This window comes from Kineococcus sp. G2 (assembly GCF_037154035.1).
Lineage (GTDB): Bacteria > Actinomycetota > Actinomycetes > Actinomycetales > Kineococcaceae > Kineococcus.
On record NZ_JBBBEM010000018.1, the window covers coordinates 53,503 to 69,697 of the forward strand.

Genomic DNA, 16,195 nt, shown 5'->3' on the forward strand with positions numbered 1-16,195 from the left:
GCGGTGATCTCGCACTGCTGAGCGCTCAACCGCGCAAGATCACCGCGGGAGGGGGACGGTCGTCGTGGTGAGGACTAGTCGACACCTCGACTAGTCCGTGCCACGATCAGCCGGTGGACGCGGACGACGGGAACCCCGAGTGGCAGCGCGGCGTGCTGAGCACGTGTGCGCTCGCCGTGCTGGCGCGCGGCAGCGCCCACGGGTACGCCGTCGCGCAGCAGCTGCAGTCCGCCGGCGTCGGCCCCGTCAAGGGCGGGGCGCTGTACCCGGTGCTCAACCGCCTGGAGCAGGAGGGGGCGCTGACCTCCGCCTGGCAGGAGGGGTCCGGCGGCCCCGGCCGCAAGGTCTTCACCCTCACCGAGGCCGGGCGCGCCCGGCTGGAGGCGCTGCGCCGCGGCTGGCAGCCCTTCGCGGCGGCCGTCGCGGACCTGCTGGACCCGCACGGCACCCCCCCGCCCGCCACCGCGGCCGCGGGACGACGAGCAGGAGGGAGCACCCCGTGAACGCACCGGTGCAGCAGCGCTGGCCCCGCCCCGAGGACGAGCGGTGGGGCGACCGCCTGCTCGGCCGGCTCCTGCTGGAGCACGGCGTCCCGGGCTCCGTCGCCGAGGACGCCGCCGAGGAGGCGCGGCAGGCCTGCTGGGAGTCCGGCCGTCCCGCCGAGGAGCTGTTCGGGAGCGCGGACGAGCACGCCGCCGACGTCGCCCGCGAGCGCGTGCCCGTCGAGCGTCGCGCCGCCGTCGACCTCGACGGCACCTCCCCGCGCGACCGGTGGACCGTGGTGCTGCTGGGTGCCGGGTGGGGCGGTTTCCTCTACGGGCTCCTGCTGCTCGTGACGGAGGGCTGGACGACCGCCGTCACCCCCGCGGGGCTCGCCGTGCTCGCCGCCACCGCCGCCGCGTGGACGGGCGCGGCCTGGGGCGTGCTGGAACGCCGAGCCGGGCGGCTGGTCCACGGCTGGGCGTGGCTCGCCGCGGGCGCCGCCGGGCTCGTCGCCTGCGTCGTCGTCGCCGACGCGCTGCGGGACCGCCCGGCCCTGGGGCAGCTGCCGGTGCCGGTGGTGCTGCTCGTCTCCCTCGCGCTGGCCGTGGCGGGGGTGAAGCTGCCGCAGCGCCCCGCCACCCTCGACGCGGACGCGGACGCGGACGCCGCCGCCGGTGACGCGGACGAGTGGTTCGCGCGCCTGGGCGGGCTCCTGCGCGGGCGCTACCACCTGACCCGTGCGGACGTGCGGGCCCGCGTGCAGGAGGCCCGCGGCTACTGGCGCGACAGCGGCACCGCCCACCCCCGCGACGAGTTCGGCCCCGCCGAGGTGCACGCGCTGCGGCTCGTGGAGGACTCGCCCGAGCCCCGCCGGCGGCGCTCGCGCCTGCAGGCGTGGTTCTGCAGCGCCCTCGCCGCCTACTGGACCGTCACGGTCGTCGACACCGCCCTGGACGAGGGGTTCGGCGGGGAGCTGCTGTGGCGGGCGGCCGCCGTCGCGCTCCTCGTCCCCCTCGCGGTGGCGGCGTGGCGCCGCTCAGCCCGCCAGCGAGACCAGCACCTTGCCTGAGACCTCCGAGTCCGACGCCACCGCGAACGCCTCCTCGGCGCGCGCCAGCGGGAACTCGTGGGTGACGACCCGCTCCAGCGCCGGGTTCGCCGCCAGCACCCGCACCGCCTCGTCGATCTCGCCCGCGAAGCGGAACGTGCCGCGCAGCTGCAGCTCCTTGGACACCAGCGGTGCCAGGTTCACCGGCCGCGGCTCGTTCGGCACCATCCCGACCTGCACGACGACGGCCGCCCGCCGCGCCGCCAGCAGCGCCGCGCTCACCGCCACGGGAACGCCGGAGCACTCCAGCACCACGTCGAACCCCTCGCGCTCCACCTCCTGCTGCCCGACGCGCACCGTGCCGTGCACGCCGAGGGCGCGGGCCCGCTCCAGCGGGCCGGCCAGCACGTCGGTGCTGACGACCTCACCGGCGCCGCGCTCCAGCGCGGCGGCCGCCACCAGCAGCCCGATCGGCCCGGACCCGGACACCAGCACCCGGCGGCCCGCCACGTCCCCGGCGATCGTCACCGCGTGCAGGGCCACCGCCAGCGGTTCGGCCAGCGCGGCCGTGCGCAGCGGCAGCCCGCCCGGCAGCACCCGCACCATCTCGCGGTCCACCACGAGGAACTCGCTCATCCCGCCCTGGGTGTGCGGCCACGTCGAGGCGCTGCCCAGGTAGGAGCCCCCGGGGCGCAGGTGCGGCAGGTCCTCCAGGCCCGGCGCGGCCGGGCCGAACGTCGCCGGGTGCACCGTCACCGGCGTGCCCGGCGACAGGTCCCCCGAGGGGTCCGCGTCCACGGTGCCGGACACCTCGTGCCCGGGCACCAGCGGTTCGCGCACCACGAACTCGCCGTTGGCGCCGTGCGCGAAGTAGTGCAGGTCCGACCCGCAGATCCCCGCGTACGCCATCCGCAACCGCACCTGCCCCGCGCCGGGTTCCGGCAGCGGCACCTCCTCCTCGCGCAGGTCCCGCTCGCCGTGGATCCGCACCGCTCGCACCGCAACCCCTCCCGGAATCCTCAGAGCACCGACGTCATGCCGCCGTCGACGACGACGTTCTGCCCCGACACGTAGCTGGACGCGTCCGAGGCCAGGTAGATCAGCGTGCCCAGCAGCTCCTCCACGCGCCCCCAGCGGCCCGCGGGCGTGCGCTGCTCCACCCACGCGTTGAACTGCTCGTCCGCGACGAGCGCGGCGTTCATCTCGGTGGCGAAGTAGCCCGGGGAGATGGCGTTCACCTGGATCCCGTGCCCCGTCAGGTCCGCCGCCATGCCCTTGGTGAGGGAGGCGACCGCGCCCTTGGTGGCGGTGTACGGCGCGATGGTGCGCCGCGCCAGCACCGACTGCACCGAGGCGACGTTGACGACCTTCCCCGACCCGCGCGCCACCATGTGCGGCACCACCGCGCGCGAGACGTGGAACACGCTGGACAGGTTCGCGGCCACCAGGTCCTCCCAGTCGGCCGTGGCGAACTCGTGGAACGGCGCGCGCCGCTGGATGCCGGCGTTGTTCACCAGGACGTCCGGCACGCCGTGCTCGGCGACCAGCGCCTCCACGCCCGCGGCGACCGCCCCGGCGTCGGTGACGTCGAAGCGCACCACCGCCGGCTCGCTGCCGGTGCGCCCGGCGATCTCCGCCCGCGCCCGCTCCAGCTGCGCGCCGTCGCGCCCGTGCAGGACGACGCGGGCGCCGGCCTCCGCCAGCCCCGCCGCCATGGCGCGGCCCAGCCCGCGCGAGGACCCGGTGACCAGCGCCAGCCGGCCGGTGACGTCGAACAGTCCGCTCACACCCGCGAACACTGGCACACCCGCGCCGGTGGCGGTCGCCCGGGACCGGGTCGCCGGTCGCCTACCGTGTCCGGGTGACCGCCACCGCCCGGACCTCGCCACCCTCCTCGTCCCCGTCCAGCGGGCGCCGGCTGCCCGCCGACGTCGTGCGCGGCGCCCTCATCGGCAGCGCCGAGGTCGTCCCCGGCGTCAGCGGCGGCACCCTCGCCCTCGTCACGGGCGTGTACGAGACCCTCATCGGCGGCGCAGGGCACGTCGTCACCGCCGCCCGGTACGCCGTGACCGGCCCCCGCTCGCAGGTGCGCACCGAACTGGCCCGGGTGCGCTGGTCCGTGGTGCTGCCCGTCCTGGCCGGCATGGCCGTGGCAGTCGTCGTCGGCTCCGCGGTGCTCGAGCCCGTGGTCACCGAGCACCCGGTGGGCTCGCGGGCGGTGTTCCTCGGCCTGGTGCTGGCCTCGCTCGTCGTGCCGGCGCGGATGGTGGGCCGCTGGTCGCCGCCGCTGCTGCTCGTGGCGGCGGTCGCGGCCGTCGCCGCCTTCCTGCTCACCGGCCTGCCGGCGGCCTCCGAGCGGGACCCGTCCCTGCTGGTGGTGGCCGTCGCCGCCGCCGTCGCGATCTGCGCCCTCGTCCTGCCCGGCGTCTCCGGCTCCTTCCTGCTGCTGACCGTGGGGCTGTACGAGCCGACGCTGCGCGCCGTCGCCGACCGCGACCTCGCCTACGTCGGCGTCTTCGCCCTCGGCGCGGCCGTCGGCCTGGCCTCCTTCGTGCGCGTGCTGCAGCACCTGCTGGACCACCACCGCGCCCTCACCCTGGCCGTGATGACCGGGCTCATGGCCGGGTCGCTGCGGGCGCTGTGGCCGTGGCAGGGCGCGCAGCGCGAGCTGGCCGGCCCCTCCGGCGACGTGCTGCCCGTGGTGCTGCTCGTGCTGGCCGGCGCCGCGCTCGTCGTGGTGCTGCTCGTCGTCGAGGAGCGCCTGGCGCGCCGCGGCGCCGGGGCGCCGGACGCCGCCGTGCGCTGACGCCCGTGGTGCGCCGGGGCGCCGCGCGTCACGGCGCCCCGTGCCGCACCCACCCGAACGTGCGCCGCACCGCCTCCTGCCAGTCCTCCCAGCCGCGCTCGCGCTCGCCGGCGGCCATCGCCGGCGACCACTGCGCGGCGCGGTGCCAGCGGCGGCGCAGCGCGGTGGTGTCCGGCCAGAAGCCCACCGCCAGGCCCGCCGCGTACGCCGCGCCCAGCGACACCGTCTCGGAGACCATCGGCCGCACCACGGGCACGTCCAGCACGTCCGCGATCGTCTGCATGAGCAGGTTGTTCGACGTCATGCCGCCGTCCACCCGCAGCGAGGACAGCCGCAGGCCGGAGTCGGCCTCCACCGCCTCGACGACCTCCCGGGTCTGCCACGCGGTCGCCTCCAGCACCGCGCGCGCCACGTGCCCCTTGGTGACGAAGGAGGTCAGGCCGATGAGCAGCCCGCGCGCCTCCGCCCGCCAGTGCGGGGCGAACAACCCGGAGAAGGCGGGCACGAAGTAGCAGCCGCCGTTGTCGGGCACCGTGCGCGCCAGCGACTCCACCTCCGGGGCGGTGGAGATCAGCCCCAGGTTGTCGCGCAGCCACTGCACCAGCGCCCCGGTGACCGCGATCGAGCCCTCCAGCGCGTACGCGGGCGGCTCGTCGCCGATGCGGTGCGCCACCGTCGTCAGCAGCCCGTGCGCGGAGCGCGGCACCTCGGTGCCGGTGTTCATCAGCAGGAACCCGCCGGTGCCGTAGGTGCACTTCGCCTCGCCGGGGGAGAAGCACGTCTGCCCGAACAGCGCCGCCTGCTGGTCGCCCAGGGCGGCGGCGATGCGCGCGCCCGGCACCACGGTGCGGGCGGTGCCGTACACCTGCGAGCTGGGCACGATCCGCGGCAGCGCCGCCCGGGGGACGCCGAACTCCGCCAGCAGCTCGGGCGACCAGTCCAGCGTGCGCAGGTCCATGAGCATGGTGCGGCTGGCGTTGGTGACGTCGGTGACGTGCTCGCCGCCGTCCGGCCCGCCGGTGAGCTTCCACACCAGCCACGACTCCACCGTGCCGAACAGCACCTCACCGCGCTCGGCGCGCCGGCGCAGCGACTCGTCGTGGCGCAGCAGCCACGTCATGCGCGGGCCCGCGAAGTAGGTGGCCAGCGGCAGCCCGCACACCCCGGCGAAGCGGTCCACGCCGCCGTCGGCGGCCATCTCCTCCACCAGGGCGGCGGTGCGGGTGTCCTGCCACACCACGGCGGGGCCGACGGGTTCGCCGGTGCGCCGGTCCCACGCCACGACGGTCTCGCGCTGGTTGGCGATGCCGACGGCCACGACGTCGGCGGGGGAGGCGTCCACCTGCGCCATCGCCTGCGGCACCAGGCGGGCCACGTCGCTCCAGATGCGGGCGGCGTCGTGCTCCACCCACCCCGGGCGCGGGTAGTGCTGGCGGTGCTCGCGCTGGGCGACGGCCACCAGGCGCCCGGCGTGGTCGAAGAGGATGCAGCGCGTCGACGTGGTGCCCTGGTCGACGGCCACCACGTACCCGCGGTGCTCGGGCCGCTGGTCCGCGCCGTCCAGCGTCGTCGCCGCCCGCGTCGTCACGCGCGCCATCCTGCCCGACGCGGTCCCCGGCCCGGGGGGCTCACGCGGGACGGGCGCCCAGTTCGCGGGAGATGGCGCGGGCGGCGTGCCGCACCGCCGGGACCAGGCCCGCCCGGGGGCGGCCGCGCGTGTCCACGAGGCGGTCCGCGTCCCCGTCGACGCCGATCGCCCCCGCCACCAGGCCGCCGCGGTCGCGCACCGGCGCCGCGACGCCCGCCACCCCCGCGGTCAGCTCCTCCACCTCCAGGGCCCAGCCCTGGTCGCGCACCGCCGCCAGCGCGCGCCGCAGCGCCGCCGCGTCGGTGACGGTGCGTCCCGTCATCGCCGGCAGCCGCCCGCGCAGGCGCACCGGCGCCGACGCCAGCAGCACCTTGCCCAGGGCGCACGCGTGCGCCGGCAGGCTGGCCCCGGTGGTCAGCTCCTGGGCGCTGTCGTCGGGGCGGAAGACGTGGTGCACCACCAGCGCCCTGCCCTCGTGCAGCACCGCCAGCCGCACCGACTCGCCCGTGCGGGCGGCCAGCGAGTCCGCCCAGTTCACCGCGTGCGCGCGCAGGTCGTCGGCGCCGGTGCGGGGCCGGCCCAGGTCGGCCAGCGCGGGGGAGGCGCGGTAGTCGCCGTCGTCGTCCTGCACGACGAACCCGACGTCCACGAGGGTGCGCAGCAGCCCGTGCGCGGTGGTCTTCGCCAGCCCCAGCGCGTTGCCGACCTCCACCACGCCCAGGCCGCGGCCGGCGCCGGACAGCAACCGCAGCACCGCAGCGGCCCGCTCCACGGACTGGATCGGCCCCGGCACGCCGCGCCTCCCGCCCCGCGCCGGCCGGCGCTCAGCGCGCCGCGGGGGGCGCTGGGGTGTCCTCGGCGGGGCTGTCGGCGTCCACGACGATCCGGATCCGCCCCGTGCGCACGTCGTAGACGCCGCCGGCCACCGGCATGCGCGGCGGCAGGAACGGCCAGGAGCGGATGCGCTGCACGTCGTGCACGAGCGTGGCCTCCTGGTCGCTGATCGTGCGGAAGTCGATGCTGCGCGTGTCCACGCCCTGCGCCAGGACCTTCGCGTGCACGTCGGCGTCGGTGCTCTTCGTCATGCCGCAGTCGGTGTGCGCCAGCACCAGCACCCGCTGCACGCCCAGCAGGTAGGTGGCCAGCACCAGGGTGCGCAGCACGTCGTCGGTCACGCGGGCGCCGGCGTTGCGCAGGATCTTCGCGTCCCCGGGGACCAGGCCGAGCATCTCCAGCGGGGAGATGCGCGAGTCCATGCACGTCAGCACGGCCAGGCCGGAACCGGCCACGCCGGGCCGGCCGGTGTCGACGAACGAGTCGGCGTACGTGGCGTTGGCGCCCAGGACGTCGCCGAAGGGGTCGCCGGGTCGGGGGTCGGTGGTGTCGTTCACGGCGACATTCTCACCACGGGGCGCGTCCCACCGGCACGGGGCGTACCGTCCCGGACGTGTCCATCCTCGTCGTCCGTCACGGGCAGACCGCCTGGAGCCTGTCGGGTCAGCACACCGGCACCACCGACGTGCCCCTGACCGCCGAGGGCGAGGCCCAGGCCCGGGCGCTGGCTCCGGTGCTCGCCGCCCGCCGCACCTGCCTGGTCCTCAGCAGCCCGCGGGTGCGCGCCCGCCGCACCGCCGAGCTCGCCGGCCTGGCCGACGCCGCGCCCCTGCGGCTCGACGACGACCTCGTCGAGTGGGACTACGGCGGCTACGAGGGCCGCACCACCGCGGAGATCTCCGAGGAGCTGGGCCGGCCGTGGTCGGTGTGGCACGACGGCGTCGTGCCCGGCGGGACACCGGGCGAGACCGTCCAGCAGGTCGCCGTCCGGGCCCGCGCCGTCCTGGCCCGCGCCGCCGCCGCGGTGCGCGAGGCGGGCGGGGACGACGAGGCCGACGTCGTGCTCGTCGCCCACGGCCACCTGCTGCGCGTCCTGGCGGCCTGCTGGCTGGGCCTGTCGCCCACCGCGGGAGCGCTGTTCGCGCTCGACGCCGGCACCTGGGGAGAGCTGGGCCACGAGCACGGGCGGCCGGTGCTGGTGCGCTGGAGCGTGCCCGCCCAGGGCTGAGCAGCGCGGCCGCAGGCCCCGCACGGGCCCGAACTCACCCGGCCGGACCGTTCAGGGCGCGACCGCCCGCGCCGATGGGCCTTCGTGGACACAGCCTGGATCGCCTGGACGACGGTCGTCCTCGTGACCGCGGCCGCCGCCGTCGCCCTCGCCGTGGTGGTCCACCGGCGCGACCGCCGCACCGCGCGGGCGGCTCGCACCGACGCCCTCACGGGCCTGGGGAACCGGGCCGCGCTCGCCGAGCGCGTCGCCGCGCTGCTCGCCGAGGGCCGCGCCCCGGCCCTGCTGCTGCTGGACCTCGACGGCTTCCGCGACGTCAACGACACCCTCGGGCACTCCGCCGGCGACGCCCTGCTGCGCCAGGTCGCGGACGTGCTGGAACGCACCGCCGGCGAGCAGGCGCAGGTCACCCGCCTGGGCGGTGACGAGTTCGCCGTCCTCGTGCCCGGCCCCACCGACGCCTCGCAGGCGGACGTGCTGGCCCGCCGGCTGCTGGCCGGCCTGGCGATGGGCGCCTTCACCTCCGGCGAGGTCCCCCTGGACGTCCAGGGCAGCATCGGTGTCGCGCTCGCCGGCCCGGACGGCGCGACGGCCGAGGCGCTGCTGCAGCACGCGGACGTGGCGATGTACGCCGCCAAGCGCGCCCGCGCCGGGGTGCTGCGCTACGACCCCGCGCACGACCCGCACTCCACCGGTGCGCTGGAGGTCCTCGGCCAGCTGCGGCAGGCCATGGAGGAGGACCAGCTCGTCGTCCACTACCAGCCGAAGGTGTCCGGTGGCGGCACCGGTGGCGGCCGGCTCCTGGGGTTCGAGGCGCTGGTGCGCTGGCAGCACCCCACCCGCGGGCTGCTGCCCCCGGCGGCGTTCCTGCCGTTCGTCGAGCGCACCCGCCTCATCCACCCGCTGACGCGCTGGGTGCTGCTGACCGCGACGCGGCAGGCGGCCGCGTGGCGCGCGCGGGGCCTGGACACCACCATCGCCGTGAACATCAGCGCCGCCTGCCTGGACGAGGGGCTGCTGGGCGTGGTGGAGGAGGCCCTGGCGCTGACGCGCTGGCCCGCCCAGCAGCTCGTCCTGGAGATCACCGAGACCGCCATCGTCGTCGACCCCGACGGTGCGCGCCGCACCGTGCAGCGCCTGCGCGAGCGCGGCGTGCGCGTCTCCGTCGACGACTTCGGGGCCGGTGCCACGAGCCTGGTGCACCTGCGCGGGCTGGCCGTGCACGAGCTGAAGGTGGACCGGCAGTTCGTCACCGAGCTGATGGCGCACCCGGAGGACGAGGTGATCGTCTCCTCCGTCATCGCGCTCGCGCACCGGCTCGGGCTGGTCGTCGTCGCCGAGGGCGTGGAGGACCCCCGCACCGCCGAGCGCCTGCGCGCCATGGGGTGCGACGAGCTGCAGGGGTACCTGTTCGCGCGGCCGCTGCCGGCGGCCGAGGCGCTGCGCTGGGCCCTCGACGCGCTGGGCCGCGAGCCGGGCGGGCCGGCCGGTGAGCCCGCGGGGGAGCCGGCGGCCGAGCCCGCCTGACCCTGCCCGCCTGACCCTGCCCGCCTGACCCTGCCCGCCTGACCCTGCCCGCCCCCTGCCCGGGCGGACGGCCATCCTGGGCGGTGGACGTCGTGCGGGAGGGGTGGGTGTGCTGATCGACGGCGACGAGGTCTGGCGGCGCCTGGAGGGCGCTGCCGCGGCGCGCCGGGTCCGGGTGCGGGGGCGCAACCCGGCCCTCGTCGCGGTGCGCGCCGCCCACCGGGCGTCGGAGGTGCGGGTGCCGGGGCTGGCGGCCGAGATCACCTACTACCTCCTCGTGTCCCTGCTCCCGCTGGCGACGGTCCTGGCGGCGAACCTGGGGCTGCTGCGAGACCTGCTGGGCACGGCCGCGGTCGAGCGGATGGAGGAGCGGATCGTCGGCGCGGTGGAGGCCACCCTCAGCCCCGAGCTCGCCGGGGACGTGGCGGTCCCGTTCGTCCGGCAGCTGCTGCACGAGGAGCGGGTGGGCGTCGCGCTCAGCAGCGTGGCGGTGGCCCTGTGGCTGGGCAGCAGGGTGTTCCGCGCCGCGGTGCGCACCCTCGGCGACGCCTACCGGGTCCAGGAGCGGCGCGGGTTCCTGCAGCTGTGGGGCCTGTCCCTGGTGTTCACGCTCGCGGCGGTCGTCGTCACCAGCACGTTCCTCGCCCTGGCCGTGGTGGGCCCGCTGCTCGGGAGCGGGCAGGAGCTGGCCGACGCGCTCGGTGCGGGGGAGGCGTTCCGCTCCGCCTGGTCCCTGGCGCGCTGGCCGGTGCTGGCCGTCGTCGTCACCGCGTTCCTGGCCTGGCTGTACCAGGTGGGGCAGAACGCCGACACCCGCTGGCGCGACGCCCTGCCGGGCGCGGTCCTGGCCACGGCGGGCCTGGTGGTGCTCGCCTGGGGGTTCCGCCTGTACGTGGGGATCGCCGGCCCCGGCACGCCGGACGTCGACGGCGGCGACGCGGCCGTGCGGGCCGTCGGGCAGTTCCTCGGCACCGCCCTGGCGGCCGCCCTGCTGGGGTGGCTGGCCAGCGTCGTGGTCCTGCTCGGCGGGGTGTTCAACGCCGAGTGGGACGCCGGCCGCTGCCCCTGACCGCGACGGCGGGGGTTCCGCCCGGGCGCCGGGAGCACCACGATGGCCGCGCCGGGGACGGCGCAGGGCCGCCCGGGGAGGGAGCGTGCGGTGGACGGCGACGCCGGTGCGGGACGGGTGGAGCGGACCCGGTGCGTGGTCGCCGGGGGAGGCCCCGCGGGGCTGGTGCTGGGGTTGCTGCTGGCGCGCGCGGGCGTGCCGGTGCTGGTGCTGGAGAAGCACGACGACTTCCTGCGCGACTTCCGCGGCGACACCGTGCACCCCTCGACGCTGCGGCTGCTGGACGAGGTGGGGCTGGCGGAGGAGTTCCTGCGGCTGCCGCACGCGCGGGTGGAGCGGGCGGCCGTCACCACCGACGACGGCACGTTCGAGGTGGCGGACTTCTCCCGGCTGCCGGGCCGGTTCCCGTTCCTGGCGCTGGTGCCGCAGTGGGACTTCCTGGACCTGCTGGCCGCGCGGGCGCGGCGCTACCCGGGTTTCGAGCTGCGCACCGGGGCCGAGGTCACCGGGCTGCTGCGCGAGGACGGCCGGGTGGTGGGGGTGCGGTACCGGCGCACGGCGCGCGGGGACGGTGCGGGTGACGACTCCGGCGACCGCGCCGAGCGCTCCGTGCGCGCGGTGCTCACGGTGGCGGCCGACGGGCGCGGTTCGGTGCTGCGCGAGGACGCCGGTCTGCGGCTGCGGGAGTTCGGCGCCGGGGTGGACGTGCTGTGGTTCCGCCTGCCGCGCCCGGCGGGTGCGGTGACGGGCGTGCGGGCCTCCAGCGGCCGGTTCGTCGTGGTGCTGGACCGCGGTGACTACCTGCAGTGCGCGTTCGTGGTGCCCTCCGGCGGGCTGGAGGCGGTGCGGGCGGGTGGTGCCGCGGCGTTCCGCGCGGACCTGGCCCGGTTGCTGCCGGTGCTGGCGCCGGTGGTGGGGGCGCTGGTCGACCTGGACGGGGTCCGCGTGCTGCGGGTGCGCATCGACCGGTTGCGGCGCTGGTACCGCGACGGGCTGCTGGTGATCGGGGACGCCGCGCACGCGATGTCCCCGGTGGGCGGGGTGGGGGTGAACCTGGCGGTGCAGGACGCGGTGGCCGCGGCCCGGCTGCTGGCGGGGCCGCTGCGCCGCGGGACGGTCTCGCGCCGCGACCTGACGCAGGTGCAGCGGCGGCGATGGCTGCCGGTGGTGCTGACGCAAGCGGCGCAGCGCGTGGCGCACCGGCGGGTGCTGGGGGCTTCGCTGGCGAGCGCGGGGCCGGTGCGCGCGCCGCGGGTGCTGCGGCTGCTGGCGCGGGTGCCGGCGCTGCGGGTGGTGCCGGCGGCGGCGATCGGCCTGGGGCTGCTGCCGGAGCACGCCCCACCGGAGCGGGGAGCACTCGATACGTCAGCGATGTATCGTTGACGTATCGAGTGTGGCGCCGTGCCGCACTCCGTCCCGGAGGTGCACCGTGCGCAACCCCTTCTCCGCCTTCCCCCTCCCCGAGCCCGAGGGCCCCGGCCCGCGCGGCGGCGGGCACCGGCACCGCCGCGGTGGGCGCCCGCCCTTCGAGGGCCCGGGCGGCCCCGGGTCCCGTGCCTCGTTCGGCGGCCGCGGTGGTTTCGGCCCCGGTGGCCCGGGTCGCGGTGGTTTCGGCCCCGGTGGCCCCGAGGGGGCCGACTGGCACTTCGGCGGCCCCGGGTTCGGTGGCCCCGGGTTCGGTGGCCCCGGGTTCCGCGGCCGCGGCGGACCGCGCCGGCCCAAGGGCGACGTGCGCGCCGCCGTCCTCGTGCTGCTGGCCGAGGGACCCAGCAACGGCTACCGCATCATCGGCGAGGTCGAGCGCCGCAGCGACGGCGCGTGGAAGCCCAGCCCGGGCTCCGTCTACCCGACGCTGCAGCAGCTGCAGGACGAGGGTCTGGTGACCGCCGACCCCGCCGACCCCAAGCGGTTCACCCTCACCGACGCCGGCCGCGAGGTCGTCGAGCGGGAGCTCGCCGGGGCGCCCGCGCCCTGGGAGAGCGTCGAGAGCCGGCCCTCGCGCGGGGAGTTCCGCGACCTCGGCCGGCAGGTCCAGCAGATCGCCGGGCTGCTGCACCAGGTGGCCCTCAGCGGCCGCCCCGGCGACGCGCAGCGGGCCGGTGACGTGCTCGAGCGCTGCCGCCAGGACCTGCTGCGACTGCTCGCCGAGGACCCCCGCGCTCAGGCCCGCCCGGATCAGGGCGACGCCGGCTGAGACGCCGTCAGGAACCCCACCGCCGGCGTCAGGGCGTGCACCAGCGGGCGGTCCCCGCCACCGTCCAGGGCGGCCGCCCCGCAGCGGCGCAGCAGGTCCGCGCGCACCGCGAGGTTCAGCCGCACCGGGTGCGGGCCGCGAGCCCCCCGCACCGGGCCGGTGCTCGCCTGCGCGCCGGTGGCGTGGTGGTGCACGTGCTCGGTGATCCACCGGCTGCCCACCGCGACCCGCGGCGCCGTCGTCAGCAGCACGACCGCACCGGGGCGGGGCAACCCGGCCGCCACCGCGCCGGCCGCCGCGGCCAGCACCCGCTCGGCGTCCCCGGACGCCGCCAGCACCGGTCCCGGTTCCACCGGCTCCAGGGCCACCCCGTCGACCAGCGCCACCAGCGGCCGCCACGATGCGAGGACCTGCGCGGCCGCGGGGCCGGGCGGCACCGCCGGCACCAGCGTCGTCGGCACCCCGGCGGCGGCGGCCTCGTCGGCGCACGCCACCAGCCGCTCCAGGCAGCCGTCGAGCAGCGGCAGGTCGGCGGGCAGCACCGGCAGCACCACGACCGCGCGTTCGATGCGCACGAGCCTCCCCGTCCCCCGCGGCCGGGCCCGCTGCGCCCCTCGCCTCTCCCGGCGTGTCTACGTGGGACCGCAGGAGCGGTCAAGCCGGGGCGCGTCACCCGTCGTCGCTTGACCCTGCCGCTGCGTCAACTCCTAGCGTCGTCCGCGGAGTTCGGGGAGGGCACCGTGGAGTGGACGATCCACCAGGTCGCGAAGGCGACCGGCACGACGAGCAGGACGCTGCGGCACTACGCCGACATCGGCCTGCTGGCGCCCAGCCGCGTCGGCACCAACGGGTACCGCTACTACGACGACGGCGCCCTGCGCCGGTACCAGCGGATCCTGCTGCTGCGGGAGCTGGGGCTGGGCCTGGCCGCCATCGCCGAGGTGCTCGACGAGCGCACCGACGAGGTCAGCGCCCTGCGCGCGCACGCCGGGCTCCTGGAGGCGGAGGCCGCTCGCCTGACCCGGCTGGCCGGGGCGGTGCGGGAGACCCTCCGCAGGACCGAGCAGGGGGAGGAGCTGGACGTGACGACGAGCTTCGACGGCTTCGACGCGAGCCGCTACGAGGAGGAGGTGGTGCAGCGCTGGGGCCGCGACGCGCACGAGCGGGCGCAGCGGGCCTGGCGGGAGCTGGGCGAGGAGGGGCGGGCCGCGCACGGCGCCGAGGCCGACGCGATCGGGCGAGGTCTGGCCGCGGCGGCCGCGCGCGGCGCCGCGCCCGACGAGGAGGCGGTGCAGGACCTGGTGCGCCGCCACCACGCGTGGGTGTCCGCGTTCTGGACGCCGGGCGCCGAGGCGTACCGGGGGCTGACGGCGGTGTACGTCGACGACGAGCGGTTCCGCGCCACGTACGAGGCGTACGGTCCCGGCACGGCGGTGCTGCTGCGCGACGCGGCGGAGGTGCTCGCGCAGCGCGAGCTGCGCTGACGCGGCCGGCCGGGCGCTCACCCGCCCGGCACCCGCCCGTCACGTCCCCGACCCCGCGCGTCGTCCCGGGCGTCGTCGCCGTGTCGCAGGGCGGGTGCAGGGTGGGCCCATGAGCGAGACGCCCACCGCCGAGGTCGCCGCGGGCCCCGTCACCGCCGCCGCGGCCGACCTGTCCGGTCGCGCCGGGTACGACCCGGGCTTCCTCGCGCCCGGGCCGGTGGTGCCGCTGCCGGTGCCCACCGACGGCACCGAGGTGGTGGTGCTGCCCTACACGCACTTCTCGGTGGTGCTGCGCCCCGACCGGCGCCTGGCGGCGGCCACCGCCGTCACCGTCGACGGGGCGGCGCTGCGCGACGTGGAGCGCGGCGACGACTGGTTCCTCGACCCGCGCGTCGGCCCGGACGCCCAGGCGGGCGCGGAGCTCTACGCCCGCAACGACTTCGACCGCGGCCACCTCGTGCGCCGGCGCGACCCGGTGTGGGGCGCGCCGGCCGAGGCGCGCCGGGCGAACGCCGACACCTTCAGCTACACCAACGCCGCCCCGCAGGCGTCGGGCTTCAACCAGTCGCTGGAGCTGTGGCTGGGGCTGGAGGACCACGTCCTCGCGCACGCCCGCGAGCACGACGCGCGGCTCGTCGTGCTCACCGGCCCGGTGTTCGCCGACGACGACCCCGAGTACCGGGGGGTGCGGGTCCCGCGCAGGTTCTTCAAGGTCGCCGGGTACCTGCTCGACGAGGGCGCCCCCGGCGCCGCGGGCCCCGTCCTGGCGTCCGCCGGTTTCGTGCTGGACCAGACCCCCCTGGTGGAGGAGGTCCTGCGCTCGGAGGCCACCGCGCAGCACGCACCCGAGCTGGGCGCGTTCCGCACCTTCCAGGTGCCCGTGGCCGACGTCGCGGAGCTGACCGCCCTGGACCTGGAGCCGCTCGTGGCCGCCGACCGGATGCCCGCGCTGGTGCCCGCAGCCGCCGCCGAGGGCGACGGGGTGCCGATGTGGCGTGCCCTGAGCGCGCCGGGGGACCTGCTGCTCTGAGCCCGCACCGGGGGCGGGCGGGTCTCAGCGCACGGGGGTCGGCTCGGGCCGCTTGCCCGTGCGGTGGGCCCCGGAGGTGGTGCGCCGCAGCCGGCGGTGCACCCACGGCAGCAGGTGCACCCGGCCCCAGCGCAGGTCCGCCGCCAGCGCCCGGTGCCGCGGCACCGGTTCCGCCGCCGGCAGGGGGCTGCGGTAGTCGCGCTCGGCCTCGCTCAGGCCCACGGGGGCGGGCCGCCCCAGGGCGTCCAGGGCCGCCAGCGCCACGCGCCGGTGCCCCTCGGGCGTCAGGTGGATGCGGTCCTCCCCCCAGCAGCGGGGGTCGGCCAGCGCCCGCAGCCCCCACAGGTCGACCACGTCGCACCCGTGGCGGTGCGCGAGGCTCCACACGTGGCAGTTCCAGGCGGCGACGGCGCCGCGGGTGCGCCGCAGCAGCGGTGCGGCCGCCGGGTCCGCCCCCGTGGCCAGCAGCACGCGGGCGCCGCCGGTGCGCAGCCGCACCACCGCCCGCTCCAGCAGCCCCGCGAGCGCGTCCGGGTCGGTGCCCGGGCGCAGCAGGTCGTTGCCGCCGCCGACCAGGCTCACCAGGTCCGGGGCCAGCTCCAGCGCTCGCGGCACCTGCTCGTCGACGATGCGCGGCAGCAGCCGGCCGCGCACCGCCAGGTTGGCGTACTCCACGACCGTCCCGTCGCCGGCCGCGGCCAGGTGCTCGGCCAGGCGGTCGGCCCAGCCGCGGTACCCCCCGTCCGGGCGCGGGTCGACCATGCCCTCGGTGAAGGAGTCCCCGAGGGCGACGTACCGGTAGGTGCCCACGGGCACCATGCTGCCGCCCCTGACCCCGGACGTGCCACGGCCTCCCCGGCGGTGTCGCCGGGGAGGCCGTGGCGGGTGCGGGGCGCCGAGCCCC

General features: G+C 77.6%; 17 protein-coding genes. 10 read left to right on the forward strand and 7 right to left on the reverse strand.

Going from position 1 to position 16,195, the window contains the following annotated elements:
- The first annotated feature begins 113 nt into the window (after positions 1 to 113).
- Both V9U69_RS04005 and V9U69_RS04010 read left to right on the forward strand, forming a co-directional pair.
- Entirely contained in the window at positions 114 to 503 is a 390-nt protein-coding gene (locus V9U69_RS04005; RefSeq protein ID WP_337060011.1) for a PadR family transcriptional regulator, read from the forward strand.
- On the forward strand, positions 500 to 1,552 hold the full coding sequence (locus tag V9U69_RS04010) for a hypothetical protein (RefSeq protein ID WP_337060012.1): 1,053 nt from the start codon (positions 500 to 502) through the stop codon (positions 1,550 to 1,552). The genes V9U69_RS04005 and V9U69_RS04010 overlap by 4 nt, the downstream gene beginning before the upstream one ends.
- On the opposite strand, the gene V9U69_RS04015 is transcribed toward V9U69_RS04010, so the two are convergent.
- Positions 1,520 to 2,530, reverse strand: coding sequence for an L-idonate 5-dehydrogenase (locus V9U69_RS04015; protein ID WP_337060013.1), 1,011 nt, complete (start codon positions 2,528 to 2,530; stop codon positions 1,520 to 1,522). The two genes, V9U69_RS04010 and V9U69_RS04015, sit on opposite strands and share 33 nt — an antisense overlap.
- Before the next feature lie 20 nt (positions 2,531 to 2,550).
- Positions 2,551 to 3,318 (reverse strand): SDR family oxidoreductase, encoded by a 768-nt coding sequence (locus V9U69_RS04020; RefSeq protein ID WP_337060014.1) that lies wholly within the window; start codon positions 3,316 to 3,318, stop codon positions 2,551 to 2,553.
- A 74-nt stretch (positions 3,319 to 3,392) separates the two neighbouring features.
- Here V9U69_RS04020 and V9U69_RS04025 point away from each other — a divergent pair, with 74 nt between their 5' ends.
- Positions 3,393 to 4,337: a DUF368 domain-containing protein gene (locus V9U69_RS04025; RefSeq protein ID WP_337060015.1), complete on the forward strand. Its 945-nt coding sequence runs from the start codon at positions 3,393 to 3,395 to the stop codon at positions 4,335 to 4,337.
- 28 nt (positions 4,338 to 4,365) lie between these two features.
- Here V9U69_RS04025 and glpK read toward each other — a convergent pair whose 3' ends face one another.
- The 3 genes from glpK to V9U69_RS04040 are packed head-to-tail and all read right to left on the reverse strand — an operon-like array spanning position 4,366 to position 7,316.
- Positions 4,366 to 5,934 carry a glycerol kinase GlpK gene (gene glpK / locus V9U69_RS04030; protein WP_442907574.1) on the reverse strand — a complete coding sequence of 523 codons (1,569 nt, stop codon included), beginning with the start codon at positions 5,932 to 5,934 and terminating at the stop codon, positions 4,366 to 4,368.
- A gap of 31 nt (positions 5,935 to 5,965) precedes the next feature.
- Complete coding sequence (locus V9U69_RS04035) at positions 5,966 to 6,718, reverse strand: IclR family transcriptional regulator (RefSeq protein ID WP_337060017.1); 753 nt, start codon at positions 6,716 to 6,718, stop codon at positions 5,966 to 5,968.
- 31 nt (positions 6,719 to 6,749) lie between these two features.
- Complete coding sequence (locus tag V9U69_RS04040; RefSeq protein WP_337060018.1) at positions 6,750 to 7,316, reverse strand: beta-class carbonic anhydrase; 567 nt, start codon at positions 7,314 to 7,316, stop codon at positions 6,750 to 6,752.
- Between the two features lie 56 nt (positions 7,317 to 7,372).
- Here V9U69_RS04040 and V9U69_RS04045 point away from each other — a divergent pair, with 56 nt between their 5' ends.
- The 5 genes from V9U69_RS04045 to V9U69_RS04065 all read left to right on the forward strand — a co-directional run bounded on the left by V9U69_RS04045 (position 7,373) and on the right by V9U69_RS04065 (position 12,777).
- Positions 7,373 to 7,987, forward strand: a complete 615-nt coding sequence (locus V9U69_RS04045) for a histidine phosphatase family protein (protein ID WP_337060019.1) — start codon at positions 7,373 to 7,375, stop codon at positions 7,985 to 7,987.
- An 84-nt stretch (positions 7,988 to 8,071) separates the two neighbouring features.
- Positions 8,072 to 9,514, forward strand: coding sequence for a putative bifunctional diguanylate cyclase/phosphodiesterase (locus V9U69_RS04050; protein WP_337060020.1), 1,443 nt, complete (start codon positions 8,072 to 8,074; stop codon positions 9,512 to 9,514).
- A 109-nt stretch (positions 9,515 to 9,623) separates the two neighbouring features.
- Positions 9,624 to 10,583, forward strand: coding sequence for a YihY/virulence factor BrkB family protein (locus V9U69_RS04055; RefSeq protein WP_337060021.1), 960 nt, complete (start codon positions 9,624 to 9,626; stop codon positions 10,581 to 10,583).
- Positions 10,584 to 10,673: 90 nt separating this feature from the next.
- Positions 10,674 to 11,966 carry an FAD-dependent oxidoreductase gene (locus V9U69_RS04060; RefSeq protein ID WP_337060022.1) on the forward strand — a complete coding sequence of 431 codons (1,293 nt, stop codon included), beginning with the start codon at positions 10,674 to 10,676 and terminating at the stop codon, positions 11,964 to 11,966.
- 46 nt (positions 11,967 to 12,012) lie between these two features.
- The gene (locus V9U69_RS04065; RefSeq protein ID WP_337060023.1) at positions 12,013 to 12,777 is read left to right on the forward strand and encodes a PadR family transcriptional regulator; all 765 of its coding nucleotides are present in this window, start codon (positions 12,013 to 12,015) and stop codon (positions 12,775 to 12,777) included.
- On the opposite strand, the gene V9U69_RS04070 is transcribed toward V9U69_RS04065, so the two are convergent.
- Positions 12,759 to 13,352, reverse strand: a complete 594-nt coding sequence (locus V9U69_RS04070; protein WP_337060024.1) for a hypothetical protein — start codon at positions 13,350 to 13,352, stop codon at positions 12,759 to 12,761. The two genes, V9U69_RS04065 and V9U69_RS04070, sit on opposite strands and share 19 nt — an antisense overlap.
- Before the next feature lie 165 nt (positions 13,353 to 13,517).
- Between V9U69_RS04070 and V9U69_RS04075 the strand changes: the two genes are divergently transcribed.
- The gene (locus tag V9U69_RS04075; RefSeq protein ID WP_337060025.1) at positions 13,518 to 14,261 is read left to right on the forward strand and encodes a MerR family transcriptional regulator; all 744 of its coding nucleotides are present in this window, start codon (positions 13,518 to 13,520) and stop codon (positions 14,259 to 14,261) included.
- 109 nt (positions 14,262 to 14,370) lie between these two features.
- Entirely contained in the window at positions 14,371 to 15,291 is a 921-nt protein-coding gene (locus tag V9U69_RS04080) for a DNA/RNA non-specific endonuclease (protein WP_337060026.1), read from the forward strand.
- 24 nt (positions 15,292 to 15,315) lie between these two features.
- Here the strand turns inward: V9U69_RS04080 and V9U69_RS04085 are convergent, their stop codons facing one another.
- Positions 15,316 to 16,110: an SGNH/GDSL hydrolase family protein gene (locus tag V9U69_RS04085; RefSeq protein WP_442907575.1), complete on the reverse strand. Its 795-nt coding sequence runs from the start codon at positions 16,108 to 16,110 to the stop codon at positions 15,316 to 15,318.
- Positions 16,111 to 16,195 lie beyond the last annotated feature (85 nt).

What these genes read in the sequence shown, in the direction of transcription:
- V9U69_RS04085 (WP_442907575.1), bottom strand. Translation starts at nt 16,110, where the DNA reads ATGGTGCCCGTGGGCACCTACCGGTACGTCGCCCTCGGGGACTCCTTC.
- V9U69_RS04080 (WP_337060026.1), top strand. Translation starts at nt 14,371, where the DNA reads ATGAGCGAGACGCCCACCGCCGAGGTCGCCGCGGGCCCCGTCACCGCC.
- glpK (WP_442907574.1), bottom strand. Translation starts at nt 5,934, where the DNA reads ATGGCGCGCGTGACGACGCGGGCGGCGACGACGCTGGACGGCGCGGAC.